19 protein-coding genes and 1 pseudogene are annotated in these 22,599 nt (G+C 63.1%); 3 read left to right on the forward strand and 17 right to left on the reverse strand.

The annotated features are described in order from the left end of the window. Nucleotides 1-147: 147 nt before the first annotated feature. Both HMPREF3172_RS09265 and HMPREF3172_RS09270 read right to left on the reverse strand, forming a co-directional pair. Nucleotides 148-987: a Fic family protein gene (locus tag HMPREF3172_RS09265; RefSeq protein WP_070516998.1), complete on the reverse strand. Its 840-nt coding sequence runs from the start codon at nucleotides 985-987 to the stop codon at nucleotides 148-150. Continuing rightward, on the reverse strand, nucleotides 987-2,855 hold the full coding sequence (locus HMPREF3172_RS09270; RefSeq protein WP_070517000.1) for a hypothetical protein: 1,869 nt from the start codon (nucleotides 2,853-2,855) through the stop codon (nucleotides 987-989). Before HMPREF3172_RS09270 ends, HMPREF3172_RS09265 begins: the two co-directional genes overlap by 1 nt. A gap of 255 nt (nucleotides 2,856-3,110) precedes the next feature. Here HMPREF3172_RS09270 and acs point away from each other — a divergent pair, with 255 nt between their 5' ends. Further along, nucleotides 3,111-5,069, forward strand: coding sequence for an acetate--CoA ligase (acs, locus tag HMPREF3172_RS09275; protein ID WP_070517002.1), 1,959 nt, complete (start codon nucleotides 3,111-3,113; stop codon nucleotides 5,067-5,069). 159 nt (nucleotides 5,070-5,228) lie between these two features. Beyond that, nucleotides 5,229-5,636, forward strand: a complete 408-nt coding sequence (locus HMPREF3172_RS09280; RefSeq protein WP_070517005.1) for a phage holin family protein — start codon at nucleotides 5,229-5,231, stop codon at nucleotides 5,634-5,636. Between the two features lie 115 nt (nucleotides 5,637-5,751). On the opposite strand, the gene HMPREF3172_RS09285 is transcribed toward HMPREF3172_RS09280, so the two are convergent. After that, a complete protein-coding gene (locus HMPREF3172_RS09285) occupies nucleotides 5,752-6,435 on the reverse strand; it encodes an NUDIX hydrolase (protein WP_231863255.1) in 684 nt (227 codons plus the stop codon). Beyond that, nucleotides 6,432-7,178, reverse strand: a complete 747-nt coding sequence (gene nth / locus HMPREF3172_RS09290; RefSeq protein ID WP_062020215.1) for an endonuclease III — start codon at nucleotides 7,176-7,178, stop codon at nucleotides 6,432-6,434. Before nth ends, HMPREF3172_RS09285 begins: the two co-directional genes overlap by 4 nt. Before the next feature lie 170 nt (nucleotides 7,179-7,348). Here nth and HMPREF3172_RS09295 point away from each other — a divergent pair, with 170 nt between their 5' ends. Next, nucleotides 7,349-8,026, forward strand: a complete 678-nt coding sequence (locus HMPREF3172_RS09295; protein WP_026022688.1) for a Crp/Fnr family transcriptional regulator — start codon at nucleotides 7,349-7,351, stop codon at nucleotides 8,024-8,026. A gap of 99 nt (nucleotides 8,027-8,125) precedes the next feature. Here HMPREF3172_RS09295 and HMPREF3172_RS09300 read toward each other — a convergent pair whose 3' ends face one another. The 13 genes and pseudogenes from HMPREF3172_RS09300 to HMPREF3172_RS09355 all read right to left on the reverse strand — a co-directional run bounded on the left by HMPREF3172_RS09300 (nucleotide 8,126) and on the right by HMPREF3172_RS09355 (nucleotide 22,591). After that, the gene (locus HMPREF3172_RS09300) at nucleotides 8,126-8,968 is read right to left on the reverse strand and encodes an MBL fold metallo-hydrolase (RefSeq protein WP_070517007.1); all 843 of its coding nucleotides are present in this window, start codon (nucleotides 8,966-8,968) and stop codon (nucleotides 8,126-8,128) included. Then, nucleotides 8,965-10,002 carry an NUDIX hydrolase gene (locus HMPREF3172_RS09305; protein ID WP_141738881.1) on the reverse strand — a complete coding sequence of 346 codons (1,038 nt, stop codon included), beginning with the start codon at nucleotides 10,000-10,002 and terminating at the stop codon, nucleotides 8,965-8,967. Before HMPREF3172_RS09305 ends, HMPREF3172_RS09300 begins: the two co-directional genes overlap by 4 nt. Then, nucleotides 9,974-10,438, reverse strand: a complete 465-nt coding sequence (locus HMPREF3172_RS09310) for a RidA family protein (RefSeq protein ID WP_019174464.1) — start codon at nucleotides 10,436-10,438, stop codon at nucleotides 9,974-9,976. Before HMPREF3172_RS09310 ends, HMPREF3172_RS09305 begins: the two co-directional genes overlap by 29 nt. 1 nt (nucleotide 10,439) lies before the next feature. After that, complete coding sequence (locus HMPREF3172_RS10550) at nucleotides 10,440-10,598, reverse strand: Sp36 family protein (RefSeq protein WP_019174463.1); 159 nt, start codon at nucleotides 10,596-10,598, stop codon at nucleotides 10,440-10,442. 86 nt (nucleotides 10,599-10,684) lie between these two features. Beyond that, nucleotides 10,685-12,841, reverse strand: a complete 2,157-nt coding sequence (locus tag HMPREF3172_RS09315; protein ID WP_256173389.1) for a transglycosylase domain-containing protein — start codon at nucleotides 12,839-12,841, stop codon at nucleotides 10,685-10,687. A 62-nt stretch (nucleotides 12,842-12,903) separates the two neighbouring features. Next, nucleotides 12,904-13,806 (reverse strand): metallophosphoesterase, encoded by a 903-nt coding sequence (locus HMPREF3172_RS09320; RefSeq protein WP_062020133.1) that lies wholly within the window; start codon nucleotides 13,804-13,806, stop codon nucleotides 12,904-12,906. Nucleotides 13,807-13,817: 11 nt separating this feature from the next. Beyond that, a complete protein-coding gene (locus HMPREF3172_RS09325; protein ID WP_070517011.1) occupies nucleotides 13,818-14,732 on the reverse strand; it encodes a metal ABC transporter permease in 915 nt (304 codons plus the stop codon). Between the two features lie 284 nt (nucleotides 14,733-15,016). Beyond that, nucleotides 15,017-15,670, reverse strand: a pseudogene (locus HMPREF3172_RS10800) (metal ABC transporter ATP-binding protein); the annotation flags it as partial. Continuing rightward, nucleotides 15,561-16,568 (reverse strand): metal ABC transporter solute-binding protein, Zn/Mn family, encoded by a 1,008-nt coding sequence (locus HMPREF3172_RS09335; RefSeq protein ID WP_070517012.1) that lies wholly within the window; start codon nucleotides 16,566-16,568, stop codon nucleotides 15,561-15,563. The gene HMPREF3172_RS09335 and the pseudogene HMPREF3172_RS10800, both read right to left, overlap by 110 nt. Nucleotides 16,569-16,728: 160 nt before the next feature. Continuing rightward, nucleotides 16,729-17,760 carry an aspartate-semialdehyde dehydrogenase gene (locus HMPREF3172_RS09340; RefSeq protein ID WP_070517014.1) on the reverse strand — a complete coding sequence of 344 codons (1,032 nt, stop codon included), beginning with the start codon at nucleotides 17,758-17,760 and terminating at the stop codon, nucleotides 16,729-16,731. After that, nucleotides 17,757-19,052, reverse strand: coding sequence for an aspartate kinase (locus HMPREF3172_RS09345; RefSeq protein ID WP_070517016.1), 1,296 nt, complete (start codon nucleotides 19,050-19,052; stop codon nucleotides 17,757-17,759). The genes HMPREF3172_RS09340 and HMPREF3172_RS09345 overlap by 4 nt, the downstream gene beginning before the upstream one ends. A 57-nt stretch (nucleotides 19,053-19,109) precedes the next feature. After that, complete coding sequence (gene recR / locus HMPREF3172_RS09350; protein ID WP_070424007.1) at nucleotides 19,110-19,712, reverse strand: recombination mediator RecR; 603 nt, start codon at nucleotides 19,710-19,712, stop codon at nucleotides 19,110-19,112. Further along, a complete protein-coding gene (locus HMPREF3172_RS09355; protein ID WP_070517018.1) occupies nucleotides 19,709-22,591 on the reverse strand; it encodes a DNA polymerase III subunit gamma and tau in 2,883 nt (960 codons plus the stop codon). Before HMPREF3172_RS09355 ends, recR begins: the two co-directional genes overlap by 4 nt. Nucleotides 22,592-22,599 lie beyond the last annotated feature (8 nt).

Genomic DNA, 22,599 nt, shown 5'->3' on the forward strand with positions numbered 1-22,599 from the left:
CACCCACAAAAACCCGCTGTGGACAAACGCTCCCCTATCCACAGCCGGCAGCACACCAGTCACAGAAAAGGCCGAGGTGGAGCTCCCCAGGAGTTCCACCTCGGCCTTTGTCATGCGGCGGCACGGCCGCCGACAGCTGCCGCGAACTCAGGTACGCGGAATGCGGCCGGCCTGCACGCTCTGGCAGATCTGCACACCTTCGCCGACGCCCTTTTCCACAGCCTCTGCGTTCATAGTGATCCAGCCGATCACGTCCCGACCGCTCGTGTAGGCGGCGCCGGCTTCGCCATAGCCTGCGGCATCGGACAGCAGCGCCGCTTCCGGCACTCCAACACCCGTCACATCAACGCCTGAGGACACCATGTGGATGCGGAACAGGGCGCGGGCAATGAGTCCGTTGCCGATCACAAACGGGCGCATCGCGAGGATCTCTCCGTGCAGAATGCACGCAACCACGAAGCCGGGCAGGCTTTCGTCCTGCAGCAGCGCTTCGAGGTCGGCCAGGCGCTGCTGGACTTCGTCAGGGCTCGGGGCTGCGGGGAGTCCGCCCATGTCACCGGGCTCTTCGCCGGCGCGGCGCGGCCTGCCCAGCTGATCGTCGTCAGCCAGGCCCGCCCCGGCCGCCAGGCTCAGCCTGGCCAGGTGACCCATAAAACCAGAGCGCAGAGCGTCCGGGGTCTGTGACAGTTCGTCGGCGACGGCAGCCACCCGCACCGCGGCGGTCAGCTGCACACCCGACATGTCGTCGGTGACTTCACGCCCAGCGCCGATGACCTCGCGCACATAGTTCAGCGGGTAGCGAGCGCCCTCCAACGCGGCCGAGGTGCGCGCAGCCCGCACTGTCGCTTCGGCGCGGCATTCCGCCATCCGCTTGCGCAGCGCGTTGTGCCAGCGCAGCTGCGTGCAGGCGGTGCGGACCCGCTCGACGGCCTCTTCGACCGCCGGGACCTGCGCCAATGCGCGCAGGGCCTGTGAAAGATCCGTCATCAGCCGCGCTCAACTCCATGGACGTTGCGCAGTTCGCCGATCCGACCGTCTTCGCTCTGCACCGTGAACGAATCGCCGTTGTCCGCCATCGCCAGAATCCACTTTCCGGGCTCCAGCTGGAACGCCGGGTTGCCGGCTGGGTCAACGGCCACGCGCGGTTCCGGAACCGCAAACCAGAACGGGGTCTGCTGCGGTTGGGGGCGCTGAGACTGCTCGAGCAGCTGGGTCTCTTCCTGCACCGGTTCCTGCTGGGCCGGTTCTTCCTGTTCCGGCTGGGCTTGCTCGGACTGAGACGCGGGGAACGCCTGGAACAGCTGAGTCTCTTCCTGAACGGGCTCTTCCCGTTCCGGCTGGGGCTGCTCCTGCCTGCCCTCGTCTGCCGAGGTGCCGCTGAGCTCGGTCGTGTCCCGCCGGCGAGCGCCGTCTTCCGAAGCGGTCAGATCGGATTCGCGGCCGTAGTACTTCTCCGCTTCGCTTCCGGTGGAGTCGGCGGTGGTGGAAAGACCCGCAGCCTCCGAGGGGGAAGTTTCCTCAGCAGAAGGCGAGACCGGGTCTTCAGGAACGGGCGTGAAGTCTGCCGGAGCGGCCGACGCTGCGGCGACATCGGCAGCCGGTGCAGCAGGCTCTGCTGTTTCCGATGCAGCGGGCGCAACGGGATCTGCTGTCTCCGATGCCGCAGCAGCCGCGGGCTTCGCGGTTTCTGCCTGCGAGTTTTCGCCCGTGGGGGCCAGCGCTTGTGCAGCGTCTGCCGACTGCGACTGCGCACTGCTGGCTGACGGCTGCGAATACGCACCGATGTGTCCTGTACCGGCGTGCGAGCCACGCGCGGCGTCGCTCTGGTTCGGCTCCTGCTGAGCGGGCGCAGATTCAGCGGGTGCGGGCTGAGCGAAACCAGGGTGTGCCGGTCCGCTCTGTGCCTGCACGTGCTGGCCGGAGCCGGGCCACTCTTGGCTCTGCTGGGCAAAACCGGGCTGTGCCGGTCCGCCCTGAACCTGACCGTTCTGAGCAGGGGCACCCGGTACAGGTCCGGGCTGACCGAAACCTGGCTGCACAGCGGGAGCCTGCGCCGGGGCGCGACGCACGGGGCGGGCCTTGGGGTGCGCGGGAACGGATTCGCGGGCGTCGAATTCAGAAGCTCCGAGTGCCGGAATCATGGTGAATGCGGTGACGAACGCCGCCAGTCCGGCGCCAAGCAGACCAATGAACGCACCCCACGACGGAGTGGAAAAGGCAAACAGGTGGATGAACCGCACGAACTGCACTGCCGCACCGGACACAGCCAGGGCCGTGACGAACTGATCCGGGCTGAATGATCCGATGTGCTGCGGGAACGAACGGACAGTCTTGTTGAGAACGCCGATGAGACCGGCAGCGAGGACCGGCAGAACTCCGAGCATCAGAACACCCGAGCCGTTCAGGCTGAACGACCAGAGCCATTCATAGCTGTCCGAGTAGAACGAGTCCGTCCCCCACTTGTACTGAGGCAGGAACATGGAGACGAAAACCAGAAATGCGCCGACGGCCAGAAGGATTTCGCGAAGCCCAAACGCGGAAGGCTGCTTGGGTGCTTGAGGCTGTCCGAACCCTCCGGCGCCACCGGCGGCAGGACCGCTGGCTGCCCCGGGGGCGGATGCGTTCGCTGCTCCGGGCGCTGCACCGGCGGGCGGGTTCTGGCTGAACGCCGGCTGGCTCGCGGCGTATGGCTGTCCCTGGCTGAAGGCCTGCTGGCTTGCAGCCGGGCTCGCCCCGTACGGCTGTCCCTGGCTGAAAGCCTGCTGCGCGGCCTGAGGATCCTGCGGGCTGTTGTAGGGGCCGGGCTGCGAATCACCGCCGGAATAGTGCGGCTGATTGCCGTATGGACTGCTCATGCTCAATGACTCCTTAGTTCGCGGTTGGAGGGCGAGCCTGCAAACCGGGCGGGCCCCGTCAGTGCACAACGGCTATGTTTTCACACGGCGGCATGAACGTGAACTGAACAAGACACAATCTGCCTCTGCAGATCGCGCCGCGAATACATTCACCCCTTTTGCACCGAGTGCTGCCGGCGTTAGTGTGAAGATCACAGCCGCCGCGTGCGCAAAGAAGCTCACGGGGTCGGGACTCACCGACGAAACGAGGATGTTTTGGCAGACGAGAACACACAGAGCCTTTTGCAAGAAGACCGCACCTTCGCTCCCCCGCAGGCATTTGCAGACCAGGCCAACGGAACCGAAGACCTCTACCGGCGCGCAGAAGCCGATCGCCTGGGCTTCTGGGCTGACCAGGCCCGAGAACTCATTTCGTGGCACAAAGAATTCACGGAAGTCCTCGACTGGACCAACCCTCCTTTTGCCAAATGGTTTCAGGACGGCGAACTCAATGTGGCCTACAACTGTGTGGACCGGCACGTGGAAGCCGGCAACGGCGACCGCGTGGCCCTGCACTTCGTGGGCGAACCCGGAGACACCCAGGACATCACGTACGCGGAGCTTTCACGCCGCGTCAACCAGACGGCCAACGCCCTGACAGAACTGGGAGTCAGCCGCGGTGACCGCGTAGCCCTCTACATGCCGATGATCCCCGAGGCAGTCATCTCGATGCTCGCGTGCGCCCGTCTGGGTGCCGCGCACTCAGTGGTGTTCGGCGGTTTCAGCCCCGATGCCCTGCACTCGCGCATCATGGACGCTCAAGCAGAAGTCGTCATCACAGCCGACGGCGGTTACCGCCGCGGCAAGCCAAGCGACCTCAAGGCCACGGTCGACGAAGCCCTGGCCCACGGTGACACCCCTGTCCGTCACGTGCTCGTCGCACAGCGAACCGGCAAAGACGCCCACATGGTCGAAGGCCGCGACCAGTACTTCCACGATGTCGTCGACCGCCAGTCCACCGAACACTCCCCCGAGTTCTTCCCAGCCGAACAGCCGCTGTTCATCCTCTACACCTCGGGAACCACCGGAAAGCCGAAGGGCATCCTCCACACCTCCGGCGGCTACCTGACCCAGGCGGCGTACACCATGAAATACGTGTTCGATGCCAAACCGGAAACCGATGTCTTCTGGTGCACCGCGGACGTCGGCTGGATCACAGGGCACACCTACATCGCCTACGGCCCACTGGCCATGGGCATGACAGAGGTCATCTACGAGGGCACCCCGGACTCTCCGCACCAGGGCCGCTGGTGGGAGATCGTCGAAAAGCACGGTGTCACCCAGCTGTACGCCGCCCCCACCGCCATCCGCACGTTCATGAAATGGGGCGAGGAAATCCCGGCGAAGTACGATCTTTCGTCGCTGCGCCTGCTGGGCTCGGTGGGCGAACCCATCAACCCGGAGGCCTGGATGTGGTACCACCGGGTGATCGGCGGTGAGAATTGCCCGATCGTCGACACGTGGTGGCAGACCGAAAACGGTGCGAACATGATCGCGCCCCTGCCCGGTGTTGTCTCGACCAAGCCCGGATCGGCACAGCGCCCGCTGCCGGGAATCAGCGTCGATGTCGTCGACGACAAAGGTGAGCACATCGGGAAGAACCAGGCCGGCTACCTCGTCATCACAGAACCGTGGCCGTCGATGCTGCGCGGTGTCTACGGCGATGACCAGCGCTACAAGGACACGTACTGGTCGCGGTTCGAGAACATGTACTTCGCCGGTGATGGCGCGCGCTTCGATGACGATGGCGACATTTGGTTCCTCGGCCGCGTCGACGACGTCATGAATGTATCCGGCCACCGCCTGTCGACCGCGGAAATCGAATCGGCTCTGGTGTCGCACGACGCTGTTGCCGAAGCTGCTGTCGTCGGAGCGGACGACCCGACTTCCGGCCAAGCCGTCATGGCCTTTGTCATCACCCGCGGTGATTTTGCTGACGACGAAGGGGCAGAAGAACAGCTGCGGCAGCACGTCGGACGCGAAATCGGGCCGATTGCCAAGCCCAAGCGCATCTACTTTGTTGATGACCTTCCCAAGACCCGTTCGGGCAAGATTGTCCGCCGACTGCTGAAAAACCTCGCCGAGCGCAAAGACGGCGGGGACTCCTCGACGCTGGCCGACGCTTCCGTCATGACGAGCATCCAGGCGGCCGTTGATCGGGCGCACAACTCCTGAGCAGGGCTCATGCACGAGTGCTTCGGGGCGGGCGGGGACTCCTCTGCCCCTCCCGAGGCGCCTGTGAGGGTCATCTCATCCCCACCTATCGTTGGTGCTGATGAACAGTTCCCACTAGTATCGTGACAAAGGCCTGCATTTCTAGGAGGACAACGCCCCATGTCTGATCGTTCCATTGCGCAAATCGTGCGGGACATTTCTGCCGACACGAAGGCTCTGGCAGAAGAAGAAGCCGCACTGGCCAAGCAGGAGATCAAAGAGGGTTCCGTCAAGCTCGGCACCGCCATCGGTCTGACGGTCGTCGGCCTGGGCATCCTCATCATGTCCCTGTTCGTCCTCACCGCGTTCTTCGTCGCGATCTTCCACGACTTCGCCGGATGGGGCTGGTGGGCAAGCACGCTCATCGTGTTCGGCATCTACGTGGTGATCGCCTCGATTCTCATCGCAATTGCGGTACCGCTGCTCAAGAAGGGCAACCCCACGCCGACTCGCGCCATTGACCGCGGCAAGTCGGTCATCGCGGCGGTAAAGACCGCACTGACCAACCCATCGGGTCCGCGCGTGTGAATCTCTGAACCCCAAACACAAGAGGGGCCAGTCCAGACGGACTGGCCCCTCTTGTCGTTTTCGGTTCTTCATGCCCGGGGAGCTCAAACATCCTCCCGAGGTGGATCAGGTGGGTTCACATGTCGATGTGCAGACGATTGGACCGGTCCCACTCCCGCGACCAGCCGAGAGCCTCGAACGCACTGTCGAGAATCCCTGCTGTGAACCCCCAGGACCGCAGAACGCCAGCGTCGAAAACCGGCGAATGCCACCCGGTTTTCGGCACCTCGAACACCCCGCGGTTGTCCGGTGCCACAAGATCGGCCACCGGGACCCGGTACACGGACGACGATTCCGCCTGGTCCACGGCCCGCAGCGACTGCAGACCGTCCCACGAGGCGATCACGGGCGTCACACTGTGCCTGCTGACGGGAACCCACAGCGACGGCCACGTGCCGATGACGTCCACACGACCCGGGTCAACTCCCGTCTCTTCCTGTGCTTCTCGCAGAGCGGCATCAATCGCGGTTGCGTCCTCGGGGTCTTTGCGCCCACCCGGGAACGCCACCTGGCCGGGATGATTGCGCAGAGTTTCGGCCCGTTTGAGCAGCACGACATCGACATCGCCGAAATCCCCCAGCCGGTCCTGTTCGCGCAGACCCGCTTCGGTACGCGGCTGCGTGCCGCGGCCGAACAGCATGAGGACAGCCGCCGGGCGCACAGAATCGTCCTGTTTCGGCCTGCGATGGTGAATCCAGTGATCGGAAATATCCGACTGGGCCAGCCCGCTGAGAGCTTCCACCAGGCGATCATCGCTCACAGCTGCCACCCGCCGTCCGGAACCTGCAGGCCGTAGGCGAGCTTCGCCTCGGCCTCGGCAGGATCAAGCGGACCGGTGCCGAAACTCGGACACAGGCGGGCAATCGGGCACACACCGCAGGCGGGCCCGCGCGCGTGGCAGATGCGCCGGCCCAAGAAGATCAGCCGGTGCGACACCATCGTCAGATCAGACTTCTTGTACAGCGGAAGCAGATCAGCCTCCACCTTGTCGGGATTGTCTTCGGTCGTGAAGCCCAGCCGCCTGGCCAAACGCCCCACGTGAGTGTCAATCGTCAGCCCGGGGGTTGAAAAGGCATTGCCGAGCACCACGTTCGCAGTCTTCACCCCAACCCCGGGAAGGCGAACCAACGCGGCCTGGTCGGCAGGCACCTCGCCCCCGTGGTCCTCGACCAGCTGCTGAGCTAAGGCGATGATGTTCTTCGCCTTCGAGCGGTAGAAGCCCGTGGGCCGGACAATCTCCTCGACGTCTTCCAGGCGAGCCTGCGCAAGCGCCGTTGCATCCGGATAAGCTGCAAAGAGCTCCGGGGTCACCTGATTGACCCGAATATCCGTAGTCTGCGCAGACAGGACCGTCGCAATCAGCAGTTCAAACGCATTGCGAAAATCAAGCTCCGCACGCGCATCGGGAAACACCTTCTGCAGCATCCGGTCGATCTTGCGCGCCCTGCGGACCCTGCCCAACTGAGTTTCCTCGGCAAAGCGACGCTGACTGCGCTCAAGCATGCTCTTCTGCGCCACACACACTCCTTTATCTGCTGGTCAGCATAGAACACGGACCCGTGCCACACCCGGTGAGCATTGCTAGGATTGAGCTGAATCACATTGCGGCAGAAGTTGACTGGGCCGAAGAACCGCGTCCCAACGTCGCAGAACAGCAACCTGGAGGTACAGACGTGGATATCGAAGTAGTCCGCAGCGCGACCCTGTTCGCAGGACTCGATGACGAATCGACGAACGCCCTTGTCAAGTACATGAAGCCGCGCAGCCTGCGCCGTGCCGCCGTCCTCTTCCACGAAGGAGACTCCGGCGACGAGCTCTACATCGTATCCTCCGGCAAGCTCAAGGTCGGCCGCGAATCCGACGACGGCCGCGAAAGCCTCCTGTCGGTCGTCGGCCCCGGCGAAATCATCGGCGAACTCGCGCTCTTCGACCCGGGCCCACGCTCCTCGACCGTCACCGCTGTCAGCCAGACCGAACTGCTCAGCCTCAAGCACGAAGACCTCATGGCCTGGCTGGAAGGCCGCCCGCGGGCCGCAATGAACCTGCTGCGCGCACTCGCCCAGCGTCTGCGCCGCACCAACGAAACCGTCGGCGACCTCGTGTTCTCCGATGTTCCCGGCCGTGTCGCGAAGGCACTCCTGGACCTCAACCGCCGCTTCGGTCGCCCCGCACCGGACGGCAGCCTGGTGCAGCACGACCTCACACAGGAAGAACTCGCCCAGCTTGTCGGCGCATCGCGTGAAACCGTCAACAAGGCTCTGGCTGACTTCGCACAGCGCGGCTGGATCCGCCTGGAAGCACGCGCTGTCGTCATCCTCGACATGGATCGCCTGCACAACCGCGCACACTGATCCACCAGCCGCCGGCTCTGCCGGTGAAGGCTGAAAAGGCCCGCCCAGACAAACTGGGCGGGCCTTCAGTGCCCTCTGGCGCTGCTCAGCCGCGGCAGCTCAGCCATGCTTCTGCACGTATTCCAGCTGGGCGGCCACAATCGTGTTGACGGTCTCCCGCATGTTCTGCGGTGCCGTGGCATACACGGTCCGGCCCACCTTCTCAGTCAGTTCGTGCTCAGGTGAGATTTCGACCCCGGTGAGCTCCGCCTCGTGCTCCTTGAGAGCCGCACGCACTTCGTCCAGCCGCTCGCGGCGGTGGGCAATGTAGTAGTCCAGAACCTCGCCCGGGTCCGTGATGGCGTCCCCGTGAGCTGGCTGGATCTCGGTGACAAGCCCCTCGTCCACCATGCTGCGCAGGCGCGTGAGCGAATCCAGGTACTTTTCGACCGAACCGTCACCGTGCATGATGACGGTTGTTCCGCGCCCCAACACGGTGTCACCGGAGAACAGCACACTGCCGAACAGCACGCTGATCGAATCGAGCGTGTGCCCCGGCGTTGGGATCAGCTGGATGCGGTCGTCCTCTGCTGGACCAAACTCGAGGACCGCGTCGTCTCCGTGCAGATCGTCGTGCACCAGAGCGGGAACGAAGCGCGCGAACCTGCTGTCAACAGCAAAAACAGGTGTCTGCGGCGCCCAGCCGTCGACCGTCTTCAGCAGGTCTGAATGATCCCAGTGGTGGTGGGTGAGCACAATGCCTCGCAGCTCACGGTCCCCCACGAGCTCGCCCAGTTCCTGCAGGTGCGCTTCGAGTTCAGGGCCGGGGTCGATGATGACGGCGGCTGTGTCATCGGCCGTGAACAGCACATAGGAGTTCGTGCCGTCCAGCGTCATGGGGCTGGGGTTGTCTGCTGTGCGGCGAACAAAACGAGGTGCCGCCTGCTGGTCTGGTGTCGTCATTCTTCTTCTGGTGGTTCGCTTTCTGATTCCGACAGCGTTGTCGGATCTTCTTCTTCACTTTCAGTTGTCAGCTGAGACAGTTCGTCAATTGCGTGGTCGGTCTGGTTGTCAATGCTGATGTACCAGTCGCCCTTGTGCTGCAGGACTGTCGGCTGCAGGGGCCTGAGATCGCGAATCTTCAGCATACTTGCGGCCGCGCTTGGGACAGTGCGCAGGGATTCCAGCACGAGGCGCGTTGCCACGCTGATGAACTGGGCTGAGGCGCCTTGGCCCTCTTCCCACACATCGACGGCACCCAGGATTTCCTGTGGGGTCATCCATCCGCCCCACGACTGGTTGATTGATACGAAGTCCACGTGCTGGCCGGGTGGGACCACGCACACGAAGTACACGGTGTCGTAGCGGCGCAGCTGCCACGAGGTGTTGACCCACCGCATCCACGGTTTGAGGAGGTCGGGCCGGAACTCAACGTCACGGCTGCGCAGCACCGCGGGAAAGGACACACGGTGATCGCGCAGCTTCTTCCCCGCGGTGTGGAGGAACTGCGGTTCGATGTCGGTTACTACACGCAGGTCGTGTCCCTCAGCCAAGGTGATGCCCATGTTCTGCAGGGCCAGCCGGCCGGCAGCGGAGAAAAACGCAACAGCGCGGCCGGAACGGTTCAAGCGCAGAGCCCTGGCGCAGCGCTCTGATGTCCAATCGCCCATTGAAAGCTGGCGAGAATCCTCCGGGCGGACCACGCTGAAGGGGAACGAAAACCTGTTGCGGTCACTGACGCCGCGCTGGTCGGCCTGCCGGGTGATGAACACCTCGAGTCCCTTCTCGGTGTCACGCACCAGCACGAGGCTGACCGCCCTGCGCGGATAGTCGGGGTTGGGCTGTGTGTCAGCGGAGCGGAAAAGCTCGATGGTGCGCACCAGTTCGCTGGAGGCGCGAATCAGGCGGGTGGGCCTGTTCGACCCACCCGCCTGAAGACTCGGCGCAGACTTCTGCGCCGGCTGAGCGTCAGTCGCGGACGCGGAAGATGAATTCAATCTCGACGCAGGTGCCCTTGGGCAGGGCGTTGGTGCCCAGTGCCGAGCGTGCGTGCTGACCGGCTTCGCCGAAGATGTCGGCGAGGAAGTCCGATGCGCCGTTGATGACTTCGGGCTGCTGCTTGAAGTCATCGGTGCTGGTCACGAAACCGTTGACCTTGACCACGCGTTCGATCTTGTCGAGGTCGCCGATGACGCTCTTGGCTGCGGCGAGTGCGTTGAGCACCGAGTAGCGGGCGGATTCCTGGGCCTGTTCGACGGTCACGTTGTCGCCGAGGCGGCCGGGGTTGGCAAGTTCGCCGTCGCGGAACGGCAGCTGGCCCGAGGTGAATACGAGGTCACCCGACTTCACTGCGGGCAGGTAGGAGCCGGCGGGCGCTGCGAGCTGCGGCAGCGGGAAGCCGAGTTCATTGAGGCGGTCTTCGATCTTCGACATATCAGCCTTTCGGACGCTTCATGTAGGCAACGAGTCCCCCGTTGCCCTGGGGACCTTCCACTACCTGGACGAGTTCGTAGCCGTCCTCACCCCACAGATCGAGGATCTGTTTGGTGTTGTGGATCATGAGGGGCACGGTGACGTACTCCCACTTCTGCATTTTCTCCCCTTTCGGTGGACGGGTTCAATTGTACGAGCCGCAGGTGCTGCCGGCACGGTGCGCGTCATAGACGCGACGGGCGCGTGTCAGTCGTCATCTTCGTCGCTCTTCGGCTTCTTCGCGCTGTTTCCAACAGGGCCGCCGATGCCCTTGTTGTCCTTGACGATCTTGACCGCCTGGTTCATGTACCTCTGCCACGTGGCACCGGAGTAGGTGGCACCGTAGACACGGCCGCGAACAACGCCCTTGCCGTTCTTGCGCCAGTCGCGCGAACCGTTTGGGTCGCCGGTCCACACGGCTGTCGACATATTGGAGGTGAAGCCCGCAAGCCACGTGGATCCGACCTCGAAGTTGGTGGTACCGGTCTTCGCTCCGGCAGGAGCGCCGATCTTCAACCGCGTGGTGGTACCGCCGTTGAAGGTCTGCGACAGTGCGTAGGCCACGTTCTGAGCAACGTCTTCATCGAGTGCACGGTGGCAGTCGGAGTCCGGGATTTTGACTTTCTTGCCCTCGCCGTCCGTGATCTCCTCGATGGGAGTGGGCTGGCACAGCATGCCGCCGGAGGCAAACACAGAATAGGCGTTTGCCATGTCGATGGGTGCAACCTGCACAATGCCGAGAACCGAGGACGGCAAGAGCGCTTCGACAACACCCAGCTGTTCGTGGACGGTTTCCAGCGACTGACCGTTGCCGTACTTGATGCCAAGAGCTTCGGCAGTCTTCATGATGCCGCACATGTTGAGCTGGTTGGCCATTGCAGCGTAGGCGGTGTTGACCGAGTTCTTCGTGGCCGCCAGTGCGGTCATCTTCTGGGTTACGCGGGAGTCACCGGCGTTGTTCGGCGACCAGTTGGAGCCGTAGCTGTCACAGCCGTCATACCGCCATGAGCCCGCCGAGAAGGTGCGCTTTGTGGCGTCGACAGAGCCGTTGAGGCTGTGGCCTTCTTTCAGCCATTCAGCCAACACGAAGGGCTTCCACGTTGAGCCCACCTGGAAGCCGTTTGCTCCGTTGTAGGCCTTCTGCACGTTGTAGTTGATCGCGGTGTCTTTGTTCTTCTTGCCCTCCGTGACGGAGTAGTTGCGGTTCTGCGTCATGGCAAGGACTTTCCCGGTGCCCGGTTCGACCGTCACGATCGAATGGCCTGCACCCGAAGGATCGCCGATTGGAACGCGCTTCTTGACCTCCTTGAAAGCGGCTTTCTGCAGCTTGGGGTTGATGGTCGTCTTGATGGTCAGACCACCGCGCTGCAGGAGGTTGCGCCGTTCGTCCTTGGTCTTGCCGAAGGCCTCGTTGTTTTCAATATAGGCCTGCACGTAGTCGCAGAAGAAGCCCATGTCGCCTGCACCCATGCAGCCGTTAGACATCTTGGTCACCTTGAGGTCAAGGCCCGAATTCTTGGCTTTTTCGTATTCTTCGTCAGAGATTTTGCCCAGCTGGTGCATGCGGGCAAGCACCACGTTGCGACGATCCAGCGCGTTTTCCGGGAAACGTTCGGGGTTGTATGCGCTTGGGTTCTTCACAATGCCGGCCAGGGTTGCGGCCTGAGCGTAGTTGAGTTTGGAAGCCGGAATCGACCAGTAGTGCTGCGCAGCCGCTTCGACACCGTAGACATTCGGGGAGCCCGAATAGTTGTTGATGTTCATGTAGCGGTTGAGGATCTCTTTTTTGTCGTACTTCTTTTCAACCGCCACTGCTAGCTTCGCTTCGCGGAGCTTACGGGCGTAGCCCGCCATACCGGAAGCTTCTTTGGCCGCCTGTACGCCTTCTTCGTCAGCATCCGCGTGCGCGTTTTCTGCCAGCACGTTCTTCACGTACTGCTGGGTCAGCGTCGATCCGCCCTGTTTGGAGGAGGACACGAGGTTGTGCACGAGAGCACGGCCGATGCCCTGGAAGTCGACACCGCCGTGTTCGAAGAAACGGTAGTCCTCGATGGCCACCGTGGCTTCCTGCATGGGCTCAGAGATCTTGTCCAGCGGAACTTCTTTGCGGTTGAGCCAGTAGAAGCTCGCAATCTGCTTGCCGTCGGCATCGAGCATGCGCGACTGTTCGGCCAACGGCCTTTCGTCGAGCTGCGCGGGCAGGGCGTTGAACACCTTGAGAGCGTTATTCGCACCGATGGATGCCACACCCACGGATGGGATCGCAAGACCTGCACCGACGATTCCGGCAACGACACTGACGGCAATGAACTGCATCCATGCCGTAAAAGTCGATGCCGCAGACGCTGATTCTGAAGACACCATGCCCAATATCGTACAGGCGACCCCTGACACGGGCACTCAATACAGGGCCCCGGCCGGGCCGGTCAGCGGCTGATGAGTTCCAGGACCGACACCTCGGGCCTGCAGAACAAGCGGATCGGCGCCATCGGCGCCACCCCGACCCCAGCGGTGACGTTGACAAGCGCCCCGCCTCGGCGGAACAGACCGCGGGCTTCGTCGCGCGGACGGTCGCAGTTGGTGGCCGGCGCACCGTAGAACGGCACTCGAATCTGCCCGCCGTGCGTGTGACCGGCCGCAATCAGCTGCGCCCCAGCACCCGCAAGACGATCGAGCACACGCGAGTACGGAGCGTGCGTCACCCCGATCTTCACTTCTGAACCGTCCGGAAAAGCGGGAGCTTCGGGCGCATCGGCTTTCATGTGCGCATCACCCAAACCTGACAGACCGATCCGCGTTCCCTTGATGGTGATGACAGCGCTCCGATTGTCCAGCTGTGTCCAGCCGCGCTGCTCAAAGGCATCAATAAGCCCGCGAGCGTCGAGATCCGGCGGATTGCTGTGGGCCTTTGCTACATTCGACGGGCCCAGAAGATAGCGGGCCGGATTTTTGATCTTCGGCGCCCAGAAGTCATTCGAACCGAGAACAAATGCGCCTGGGATGTCCAACAGCTCATCAAGGCTGTCAAGCACGATCGACTTGGTCGAACCGCCGTAGTTATCGCCGGTGTTGAGGACGAAATCCGGCTGCAGACGGGCTGCCAGACTGCGCACCCAACGCGGCTTGCGTCGCTGCCACGCCGTCTGGTGAAGGTCCGATATGTGCAGAATCCGCACGGGTTCACGGCCCGGCGGCAGCACCGGGATTCGTTCGCGGCGGACAGCGAACATGTTCGGTTCGACCAGCACACCGTAGGCGGCGGTCGCCGCGGCAGCAGCGCTCAGCCCCAGTGCCGCACGGCGGAGAGGACGGGCAGCAGAACGTGTCATAGTGCCGAAGTCTAGTCGGCCGCGGGGACGTCCCGCCCTTCCGCAAGGTGGGGGTGCTTGTCGAGGTCGCCCAGACGGCGGTTGCGCGCCTCGAGCTGGTGTTTGGTGCGGTATCCGCCGATCATCCGGGCGATGATGTAGAAGAGGAAGCTGATAGTCGTCACGAACGGGCTGATGGGCACGACCGGAGATCCGAGTGCGATGAGGATCCCGCCGACCGATGACGTCACGGCGAAGACAACCGACAGGATCGGCACGACAATCGGGTGGGAGGACAGCTGCATGGCGGCCGCCGCCGGGGTCACCAGCAGGGCCATGACCAGCAGAACGCCGACCACCTGCACAGACAGTGCAACCGCCAGGCCGAGCGTCACCATGAACACGACAGTGAGAGTGCCGGTGGGAACGCCTTTTGCCTTGGCGATCTCAGGATCGACAGATGCGAACTGCAGGGGTCGCCAGATGACGAAGATGACAGCCAGAACAACAACTGCGCACACCATGAGCAGTTTGGTCTGGTTGGGACTGATGGCGACGATCTGTCCGGTCAGCAAGCCGAATTTATTGGCTGAGCGCCCGTCGTAGAGCGCAAGGAACAGGATTCCCAAGCCGATGCCGAAGGGCATGAGCACGCCGATCATCGAGTTCGCCTCTGAGGACCGAATGCTGCCGATGCCGATGATGAATGCCACCACCAGCGAACCGATGATCGAGCCGTACACCACGTCGTAGCCGATGAACAGCGCGAAGGCGGCTCCAGCAAAAGACAGTTCGGCGATGCCGTGCACGGCCAGGGCGATGTCGCGCATTTTGACGAAAACCGAGACGACACCGCCGACAACGCCCAAAAGGGCTGCCGCGATGATCGAATTCGACAGCAGCGACAGCAGTTCGCCGTAGTCTTCGAATGTGAACACACCGTTCACAGTCCAGCCTCCTCGGGGTGGTGATGGTCGGCTTCCGTGCCGACCACAACCAGCTGGCCGCCGACGGTCACCACCTCGATCTTGGTGCCGAAAAGTGAGCTGAGAGCCTCGGAGGTCAGCACCTCGTCCGGGGTGCCCACCAGGAAATGGCCACCGGCAATGTACAGAACCCGGTCCACGTACTTCAGAATTGGGTTGATTTCGTGGGTGACGAACAGAATCGCCATGTTCCGTTCGCGCCGTTTTTCATCCAGCAGCCGGGCAACCAGGTGCTGGTGGTTGATGTCGAGACTCAGCAGCGGCTCATCGCACAGCAGCAGCTTGGGGTTACTGGCCAGTGCCTGGGCCAGCCGCAGACGCTGCAGTTCACCGCCGGAGAGGATGCCGACGGGACTGTCGGCGAAATCAGTCGCCCCGACCTGAGCGAGGAGCTCATCAACCCGCCGCTCCTTTTTGCGGTTGGGCAAGCCGAAGCCGAAACGGTGCCCGTCGATTCCAAAGCGGACGAGGTCGCGAGCCCGCAGCGGGGTGTCACGGTCGACACCCCGCTGCTGGGGCACGTAGCCCACATCCGCGTCACCGCGGTAAGCCGCGTGGCCGTTGACTTCGACGGTCCCCTCATACAGTCGGTACTGCCCCAGCAGGGTTTTCAGCAGCGAGGTTTTACCCGTGCCATTGGGGCCGAGCACGGCAATGAATTCTCCGGGCTCAACGTCAATGGACAGGTGATGCCACAGCACCCTTTCGCCGAAGCGAAGCTGGCCGTCAGTGATCGACAGTGCGGGACTGGAAATGAGGGAACACGTCCTTTCGGAGGGCTGGGTCTGATCAGCCTTTAAGGGCCTTTTCCACGTCGTCGATGTGCGATCCCATCCAGTCGACGTAGGTTTCGCCCTCGTTGAGGGTTTCGGGCAGTTCGACAACCGGCACGCCAGCATCGTCAGCGGACTTGCGCAGGGTTTCAGCCTGCTCGTTCACTGCCTGCGGATTGAAGCCGAGGACAGCGACCTCCTTGTTCTTGACCTGGTCCTGGGCCTGCTTGAGAACCACGGGTGCTGCGTCCGAACCTGCTTCAACTGCCGACAGGAACTTCTGCGGAGTGATGGTTTCCAGACCGAGGTCTTCGAACAGCCACAGTGCAACCGGTTCGGTTGCCGCGCTCTTCTTGCCTTCACCGGTCTTTTTGACCTCATCAGCTTTCTTCATGAGACCGTCGAGCTCACCCTGAAGCTTATCGGCATTCTCTTCGTAAGCAGCTTTGTTGTCCGGATCTTCTTCAGACAGAGTTTCTTCGATTGAGTCGACGACGTTCTTCATAGCGCTGACGGAGTACCAGATGTGCTCGTTGAACGCGCCGCGGTCATGACCGTGTTCGTGGTCGTGGCCCTCTTCACCGTGGTCATGGTCGTGCCCGTGGCCTTCTTCGCCATGGTCGTGGTCGTGCGGTTCGTTCGCGGAGTTTTCCTCTGCTCCCGGCAGCTCCGAGACCTCAACGCCGTTGACGACCTTCGGGTCTTTGTCCGCTGCTTCAAGCAGGGTGGTCATGAACGCGTCGTAGCCGCCGCCGTTGACGATGACAACATCGGCTTTCGACAGTTTGAGCTGGTCATTCGACGTCGCTTCGTAGTCGTGCGGGTCCTTTGATGCATCCGAAATGATCGGCTCGACGTCAGCAGCGTCACCGGCAACCTGAGACGCGAGGTCGGCGTAGACATTCGTCGAGGTGACAACCTTGAGCTTGTCACCCGAATCCGTCGATTCGGCGTCACCAGTTCCGCAGCCGGCAAGAACCAGACCCGCAGCAGCGGCAATGGCCGCAATGCGCACAGACTTCATGAGCGTGCAACTCCTTTGAATAGAAGGCAAATGACCTCAATGTAGGTTTCGCACTCGAACATCTACCAATAGACATATGCGCACGCGGGCATGCAAAAGCAGGGTGGGTGCGGCCATTTCAACCGCACCCACCCGCTGTGAACTCAGGCGACTGTGCGCGTCAGCGATCCAGCAGAGCTGCCAGCTGAACCGTGTTCAGAGCAGCGCCCTTGCGCAGGTTGTCGTTCGACACGAACAGAACCAGGCCCTTGCCCGCCGGCGCGGACTGGTCAGCTCGGATGCGGCCGACAAACGACGGGTTGCGGCCCGCGGCCTTCAGCGGTGTGGGAATGTCCGCCAGTTCAACACCGGCGGCTTCTGCAAGGATTTCCTCGGCGCGCTGCGGTGTGATGTCGTTTTCGAACTCCACGTGGATTGCCAGCGAGTGGCCGGAGAACACCGGCACACGCACGCAGGTGCCGGCGACAAGCAGTTCGGGCAGACCCAGAATCTTGCGGGATTCGTTGCGCAGCTTCTGCTCTTCGTCGGTTTCACCCGAACCGTCATCCACGAGCGAACCCGCCATCGGCAGAACGTTGAACGCAATCGGGTCGGTGTACACCTTCGGCTCCGGGAAGCGCGCGGCAGAACCGTCTCGCACAAGCTGCTTGGAGTCGGGAAGAACATCTTCAGCCTGACCGTAGAGCTCGTTGACACCGGCCAGTCCGGAACCCGAGACCGCCTGATAGGTGGCGACCTTCAGGCGCACAAGCCCCGCCTCGTCGTGGAGGGGTTTGAGGACCGGCATGGCAGCCATCGTCGTGCAGTTGGGGTTGGCAACAATCCCCTTGGGGATCGAGTCGAGGGCTTCCGGATTGACTTCCGAAACCACAAGCGGCACTTGGTCGTCACCGCGGAACGCCGATGAATTGTCAATCACGGTCACACCGGCCGCGGCAAAGCGCTCGGCCTGTGCCCGCGAAGTCGCTCCACCCGCGGAGAAAAGCGCCACGTCCAGTCCCGCGGGGTCAGCTTCGGCGGCGTCCTCTACAACAATCTGCTCGCCGCGGAACGGCAGAGTTGTGCCTGCCGAACGGGCCGAGGCGAAGAAGCGAACGCTCGCGATTTCGAAGCCGGGTTCGGTTTCGAGAATGTCGCGGATGACCTCGCCAACCTGGCCGGTAGCCCCGACAATGCCGACATTAAGGCTCATCGTCCTGTACCTCCGTAGACAATTGCTTCGCTTTCAGATCCGTCGAGATCGTATGCGGTGTGTGCGGCGCGCACGGCGTCGTCGAGGGCGTCTGCGCGGGTCACCACGCTGATGCGGATTTCTGACGTCGAAATCATTTCGATGTTGACCTTGGCGTCTTTGAGCGCTTCGAACAGCGTTGCTGTCACACCGGGGTGTGAGCGCATGCCGGCGCCGACCACGGAGAGCTTGCCGATCTGGTCGTCATATCGCAGATCTTCAAAGCCGACGTTGTCGCGCTGCGCTTCGAGGGCCTTCATAGCCTTGGCCCCGTCCGACATGGGGAGGGTGAAGGAAATGTCGGTCCGGCCGTTCTTCGTGGTCGAGATGTTCTGCACGATCATGTCGATGTTGATCTCTTCGCTGGCCACGATCCGGAAGATCTCCGAGGCCTTGCCCGGAATATCCGGGACGCCGACCACGGTCAGCTTGGCTTCGGAGCGGTCGTGCGCAACACCGGAGATGATGGCCTGTTCCATGGCTTCCTTCTTTACGTCGTCTGCGAATTCGGGTGGTACGGGTTCGTCTGTCACCCAGGTGCCCGGGTGGGGGCTGAAGCTGGAGCGCACGTGAATCGGCACTCCGTAGCGGCGTGCGTATTCAACGGCGCGCAGGTGGAGGATTTTGGCCCCGCTGGCGGCCAGTTCGAGCATTTCGGCGTAGGAAATGGTGCCGATCTGGCTGGCGGTGGGGACGATTCGCGGGTCTGCGGTGAAGACACCGTCAACGTCGGAGAAGATTTCACACACGTCAGCGCCCAGTGCCGCCGCGAGTGCCACCGCCGTGGTGTCAGACCCGCCGCGGCCCAGCGTGGTGATGTTCTTGGTGTTCTGGGAAACACCCTGGAAGCCCGCGACGATCGCAATGTTGCCTTTGTCGATGGCTTCCTGGATGCGGCCGGGGGTGACGTCGATGATGCGTGCGCGCCCGAATGCTTCGTCGGTGATGACACCGGCCTGGGAGCCGGTGAACGACTGCGCGGAGTAGCCCAAGTTTGCGATTGCCATGGCGAGCACAGCCATGGAGATGCGCTCTCCCGCGGTCAGCAGCATGTCGAGTTCACGGGCCGGCGGCAGCGGCGAGACTTCTTTTGCGAGGTCGATGAGGTCGTCTGTCGAATCGCCCATTGCGGATACGACGACTACGACGTCGTGGCCGGCTTTGCGGTATTCGACAATCCGTTTGGCAACGCGCTTGACGCCGTCGGCGTCAGCTACGGAGGACCCGCCGAATTTCTGGACGACTAGGCTCACTTCACACACTTTCTCCCGGCAGCGCTGTTTACCGCTGATCAGTTTAGAGGACGGCGTTCAGCTGACTTTTGTGCGGCCTTGGAACGCTCTTCCCAATGTGACTTCGTCAGCGTATTCGAGATCACCGCCCACTGGCAGGCCGGAGGCCAATTTTGAGACGGTGACGCCGATTGAGGACAGCAGGCGGATGAGGTACGTGGCTGTTGCTTCGCCTTCGAGGTTGGGGTCGGTGGCGAGAATGCACTCTTGGACGTCGTCGCTCTGCAGTCTGGGCAGAAGTTCGCGGATCCGCAGGTCGTCGGGCCCGATGCCGGACATGGGATCGATTGCGCCGCCGAGAACGTGGTACAGCCCGCGGTATTCGCGTGTCCGTTCGAGTGCGACAACATCTTTGGGTTCTTCCACAACGCAGATGAGGCTGCTGTCGCGGCGCGGATCAGAGCAGATGGAGCACAGTTCGCCTTCTGCCACGTTGCCGCACTGGTCGCAGAAGCGGACGTGTGTTTTGACGTTTGTGAGAGCGCTGATGAGCGAATCAACGTCTTCGCGCGGTGACTGCATGACGTAGAAAGCCAGCCGCTGTGCGGATTTGGGGCCAATGCCGGGCAGCTTGCCGAACTCTTCAACAAGGTCGGCAAGTGCGCCTTCGTAAACACTCATTCGGTGATCTCTTCGAGGATGACTCCGCCCAGCAGGCGCTGGACGACGGGAATGCCGACTTCTGGGGATTCAGACACATCGAGGTCTTCGTCGACGTTGAAGTCGGGGTAATCGGATTCTGCGGCCTCACCCCAGCCGTCAGCCGTTGGGGTTTGGCCGGTGTCCTGCCAGCTGTTAGCGGGGTCGACGTGAGCCGGTTGATCCACGCTGTCGGGCCGGCCCATGTTGCCCACGTAGGCGTACGGGTTTTCCCGCTGCTGCGGGGCCTGTTCCTGCACTGTCGATGTGGGTGGGCCTGCGAAGATGTCTTCGTCGGCGTAGGCGCCGATGAAGTCGTAGTCGTCAGCCGCTGAGCTTTCCTCCGCGGGCTGGCGTTCTTCCGCGGGGCTGTCCTGCTGTTCTGGTGTGTCGTCGATGTCGGCTGGCGGCGGCACGACGACCGCCGGGGCTTCGACGGCACCATCGCCCCAGGACGTGCCGGCGTCTTCCGGCTCAGCGTCCCAGCTGTCTGACGAAGTGGGCTCAGACTCCGCTTCCCAGTTGCCAGCCGAGGAGTAGTCGGCTTCCGCTGCCCCATCGCGGGCAGGCTCCGGTTCTGCCGTTTCGTTGCCCGCCGGGGCAGGGTCAGGTTCTGGTTCCGGCGCGGGCTCACCGTAATCGACGGCCGGCTGATCGCCCTCCTGGTCGTCGTCTTCGGAGGTTTGCTGCCAGTACTGTTCGCGGTCGGGGACTTCCTGGTCCATAGCCTGCTGACCGACGACCGCCTGGATCTGTGCTTCTGTTGGCCGGCTGGGCGGCCGGGTTTCGCGGCTCCCGCTTTCCCGAGGCGCCTGCTGGTGGTGCTGGCCGCTGGGGTTTTCGTGGGTTGAGGGCGATTGGTACCCGGATGCGGGTGCGTCCATGCGCAGGTTGACGTGTTCGCCCACCTGCCCGATGTCGACTTTCACCGTCAGTCCGAGGACTTCGCTGACGGCGGCTTCGAGGGCCTGCGGATTGGATCCGCGCGTGAACGCACCGACCGCACCTTGGTTGTTAAAGGCCAGGAGCAGTCGGCCGTCCTGCAGATCTTGCGGCACGGCGTTGCCCGCCAGTACTGCGCGGGCCAGTTTGGCGCTGCGGCCGACCACGTCGAGAATTGCCTGCCACGAACGGCGGATGGCGTCGATGTCCTGCCCCGCGGGGCTTGCTGCCGTCTGCGGTTGAGCAGGCTGTTCGGCAGTCGGCGGCGCCGAGGCCGGAACAGCTGCTCGCTGCGGCTCACTGGGCTGCGGCTTGCGGTTCTGCTGCTGGCCCTGTGGCGCTTCTGCGGCCGCCGCTGCCTGCGGTTCCGGCTGTTCGCCGCGCTGTTCACTGCGGGTGCCGCCGTCACGCTGTGGCACCGGTGAGGATTCCTGTGCTGGAGCCGCCTGTGGAGCCGATTCCTTCTGGCTTTCCTGCTGCGGTTCGGACTGTCCGGAGGCGAGCGCTTCAGCTTGCGAAGCGACATCGGCGAGATCGTCGAGATCATCCCAGGAGTCACGCGACTCCTGCTGAGCCGAGGATGTCGGCTGGCCGGAGCGACTTCCCTGCTGGACAGCGTTCTGCGAAGCAGGCGTACTCTGCTGTCCAGCCTGCTGGCTGCCGGCTTCCGTTTGTTCGGCGCTCGGCTGTTCGACTGCCGGCATAGCGGCTTGTCCAGCCGTCGCCTGGGGCATACCCGGAACGGCTCCGGATGCCTGCATGCCCACCCGTCGTTCCATGCGTTCGACACGGGACAGCACGGAGCTGCGCGCGCCGTCCATGGCCGGCAGCAGGATGCGCGCGCAGATGAGTTCGAGCTGCAGGCGCGGTGATGTCGCTCCGGTCATTTCTGAAAGACCGGCATTGAGGAGGTCGCCGGCGCGGGACAGTTCTGCCGGGCCGAGGGTCTGTGACTGCTGGACGAGCCGTTCCAGGAGGTCTTCGGGAGCCTGCGGCAGGAAGGCGCGAGCGTTCTGCGGGGAGGTGCTGATCACCAGGAGGTCGCGAATGCGCTCCAGGAGGTCTTCAACAAAACGGCGGGGGTCCTGCCCGGATTCGATAACCCGATCGACCACGCGATAGACAGCCGCACCGTCGCCCGCCGAGAAGGCATCGACGATGTCACCCAACAGCGAATCAGGCGTGTAGCCCAGAAGAGCCGTGGCCCGTCCGTAGTCGATTCCATCTGGCCCTGACCCTGCGATCAGCTGATCGAGAACGGACAGGGAGTCACGCACTGAACCGCCGCCGGCGCGGACAACAAGCGGCAGCACACCCTTGCCCACCGGCACACCTTCCTGCTGGCACAGGTGATCCAGGTACGAGGTCATGGTGTCCGGCGGCACCAGGCGGAACGGGTAGTGGTGCGTGCGCGAGCGAATAGTGCCGATGACCTTTTCGGGTTCGGTCGTGGCGAAGATGAATTTGACGTGCTCCGGAGGTTCTTCCACCAGTTTGAGCAGCGCGTTGAAGCCCTGCGGGGTGACCATGTGGGCTTCGTCGAGGATGAACACCTTGTAGCGGTCTCGAGCCGGCGCGTAGACAGCGCGTTCACGCAGGTCACGCGCATCGTCAACACCGGAGTTCGAAGCGGCGTCGATTTCCACGACGTCCAGCGATCCCGGACCGCCAGTGGCGAGATCGCGGCAGCTGGCACACTCACCGCACGGCGTGGGCGTGGGGCCTTCCGCGCAGTTGAGACAGCGTGCCAAGATACGCGCGCTGGTGGTTTTGCCGCAGCCGCGTGGGCCGGAGAACAGGTACGCGTGGTTGACCCGACCACCGGCCAAAGCGGCCTTGAGCGGGTCGGTCACGTGTTCCTGCCCGATCACCTGGTCGAAGGTGTCGGGGCGATAGCGACGATACAGAGCTGTTGACACGTCTACAG

Origin of the sequence: Brevibacterium sp. HMSC08F02 (assembly GCF_001807555.1) — a bacterium.
Classification (GTDB): domain Bacteria; phylum Actinomycetota; class Actinomycetes; order Actinomycetales; family Brevibacteriaceae; genus Brevibacterium; species Brevibacterium ravenspurgense.

What these genes read in the sequence shown, in the direction of transcription:
- HMPREF3172_RS09265 (WP_070516998.1), bottom strand. Translation starts at nt 987, where the DNA reads ATGACGGATCTTTCACAGGCCCTGCGCGCATTGGCGCAGGTCCCGGCG.
- HMPREF3172_RS09270 (WP_070517000.1), bottom strand. Translation starts at nt 2,855, where the DNA reads ATGAGCAGTCCATACGGCAATCAGCCGCACTATTCCGGCGGTGATTCG.
- HMPREF3172_RS09280 (WP_070517005.1), top strand. Translation starts at nt 5,229, where the DNA reads ATGTCTGATCGTTCCATTGCGCAAATCGTGCGGGACATTTCTGCCGAC.
- nth (WP_062020215.1), bottom strand. Translation starts at nt 7,178, where the DNA reads ATGCTTGAGCGCAGTCAGCGTCGCTTTGCCGAGGAAACTCAGTTGGGC.
- HMPREF3172_RS09300 (WP_070517007.1), bottom strand. Translation starts at nt 8,968, where the DNA reads ATGACGACACCAGACCAGCAGGCGGCACCTCGTTTTGTTCGCCGCACA.
- HMPREF3172_RS09310 (WP_019174464.1), bottom strand. Translation starts at nt 10,438, where the DNA reads ATGTCGAAGATCGAAGACCGCCTCAATGAACTCGGCTTCCCGCTGCCG.
- HMPREF3172_RS10550 (WP_019174463.1), bottom strand. Translation starts at nt 10,598, where the DNA reads ATGCAGAAGTGGGAGTACGTCACCGTGCCCCTCATGATCCACAACACC.
- HMPREF3172_RS09315 (WP_256173389.1), bottom strand. Translation starts at nt 12,841, where the DNA reads ATGGTGTCTTCAGAATCAGCGTCTGCGGCATCGACTTTTACGGCATGG.
- HMPREF3172_RS09320 (WP_062020133.1), bottom strand. Translation starts at nt 13,806, where the DNA reads ATGACACGTTCTGCTGCCCGTCCTCTCCGCCGTGCGGCACTGGGGCTG.
- HMPREF3172_RS09335 (WP_070517012.1), bottom strand. Translation starts at nt 16,568, where the DNA reads ATGAAGTCTGTGCGCATTGCGGCCATTGCCGCTGCTGCGGGTCTGGTT.
- HMPREF3172_RS09340 (WP_070517014.1), bottom strand. Translation starts at nt 17,760, where the DNA reads ATGAGCCTTAATGTCGGCATTGTCGGGGCTACCGGCCAGGTTGGCGAG.
- recR (WP_070424007.1), bottom strand. Translation starts at nt 19,712, where the DNA reads ATGAGTGTTTACGAAGGCGCACTTGCCGACCTTGTTGAAGAGTTCGGC.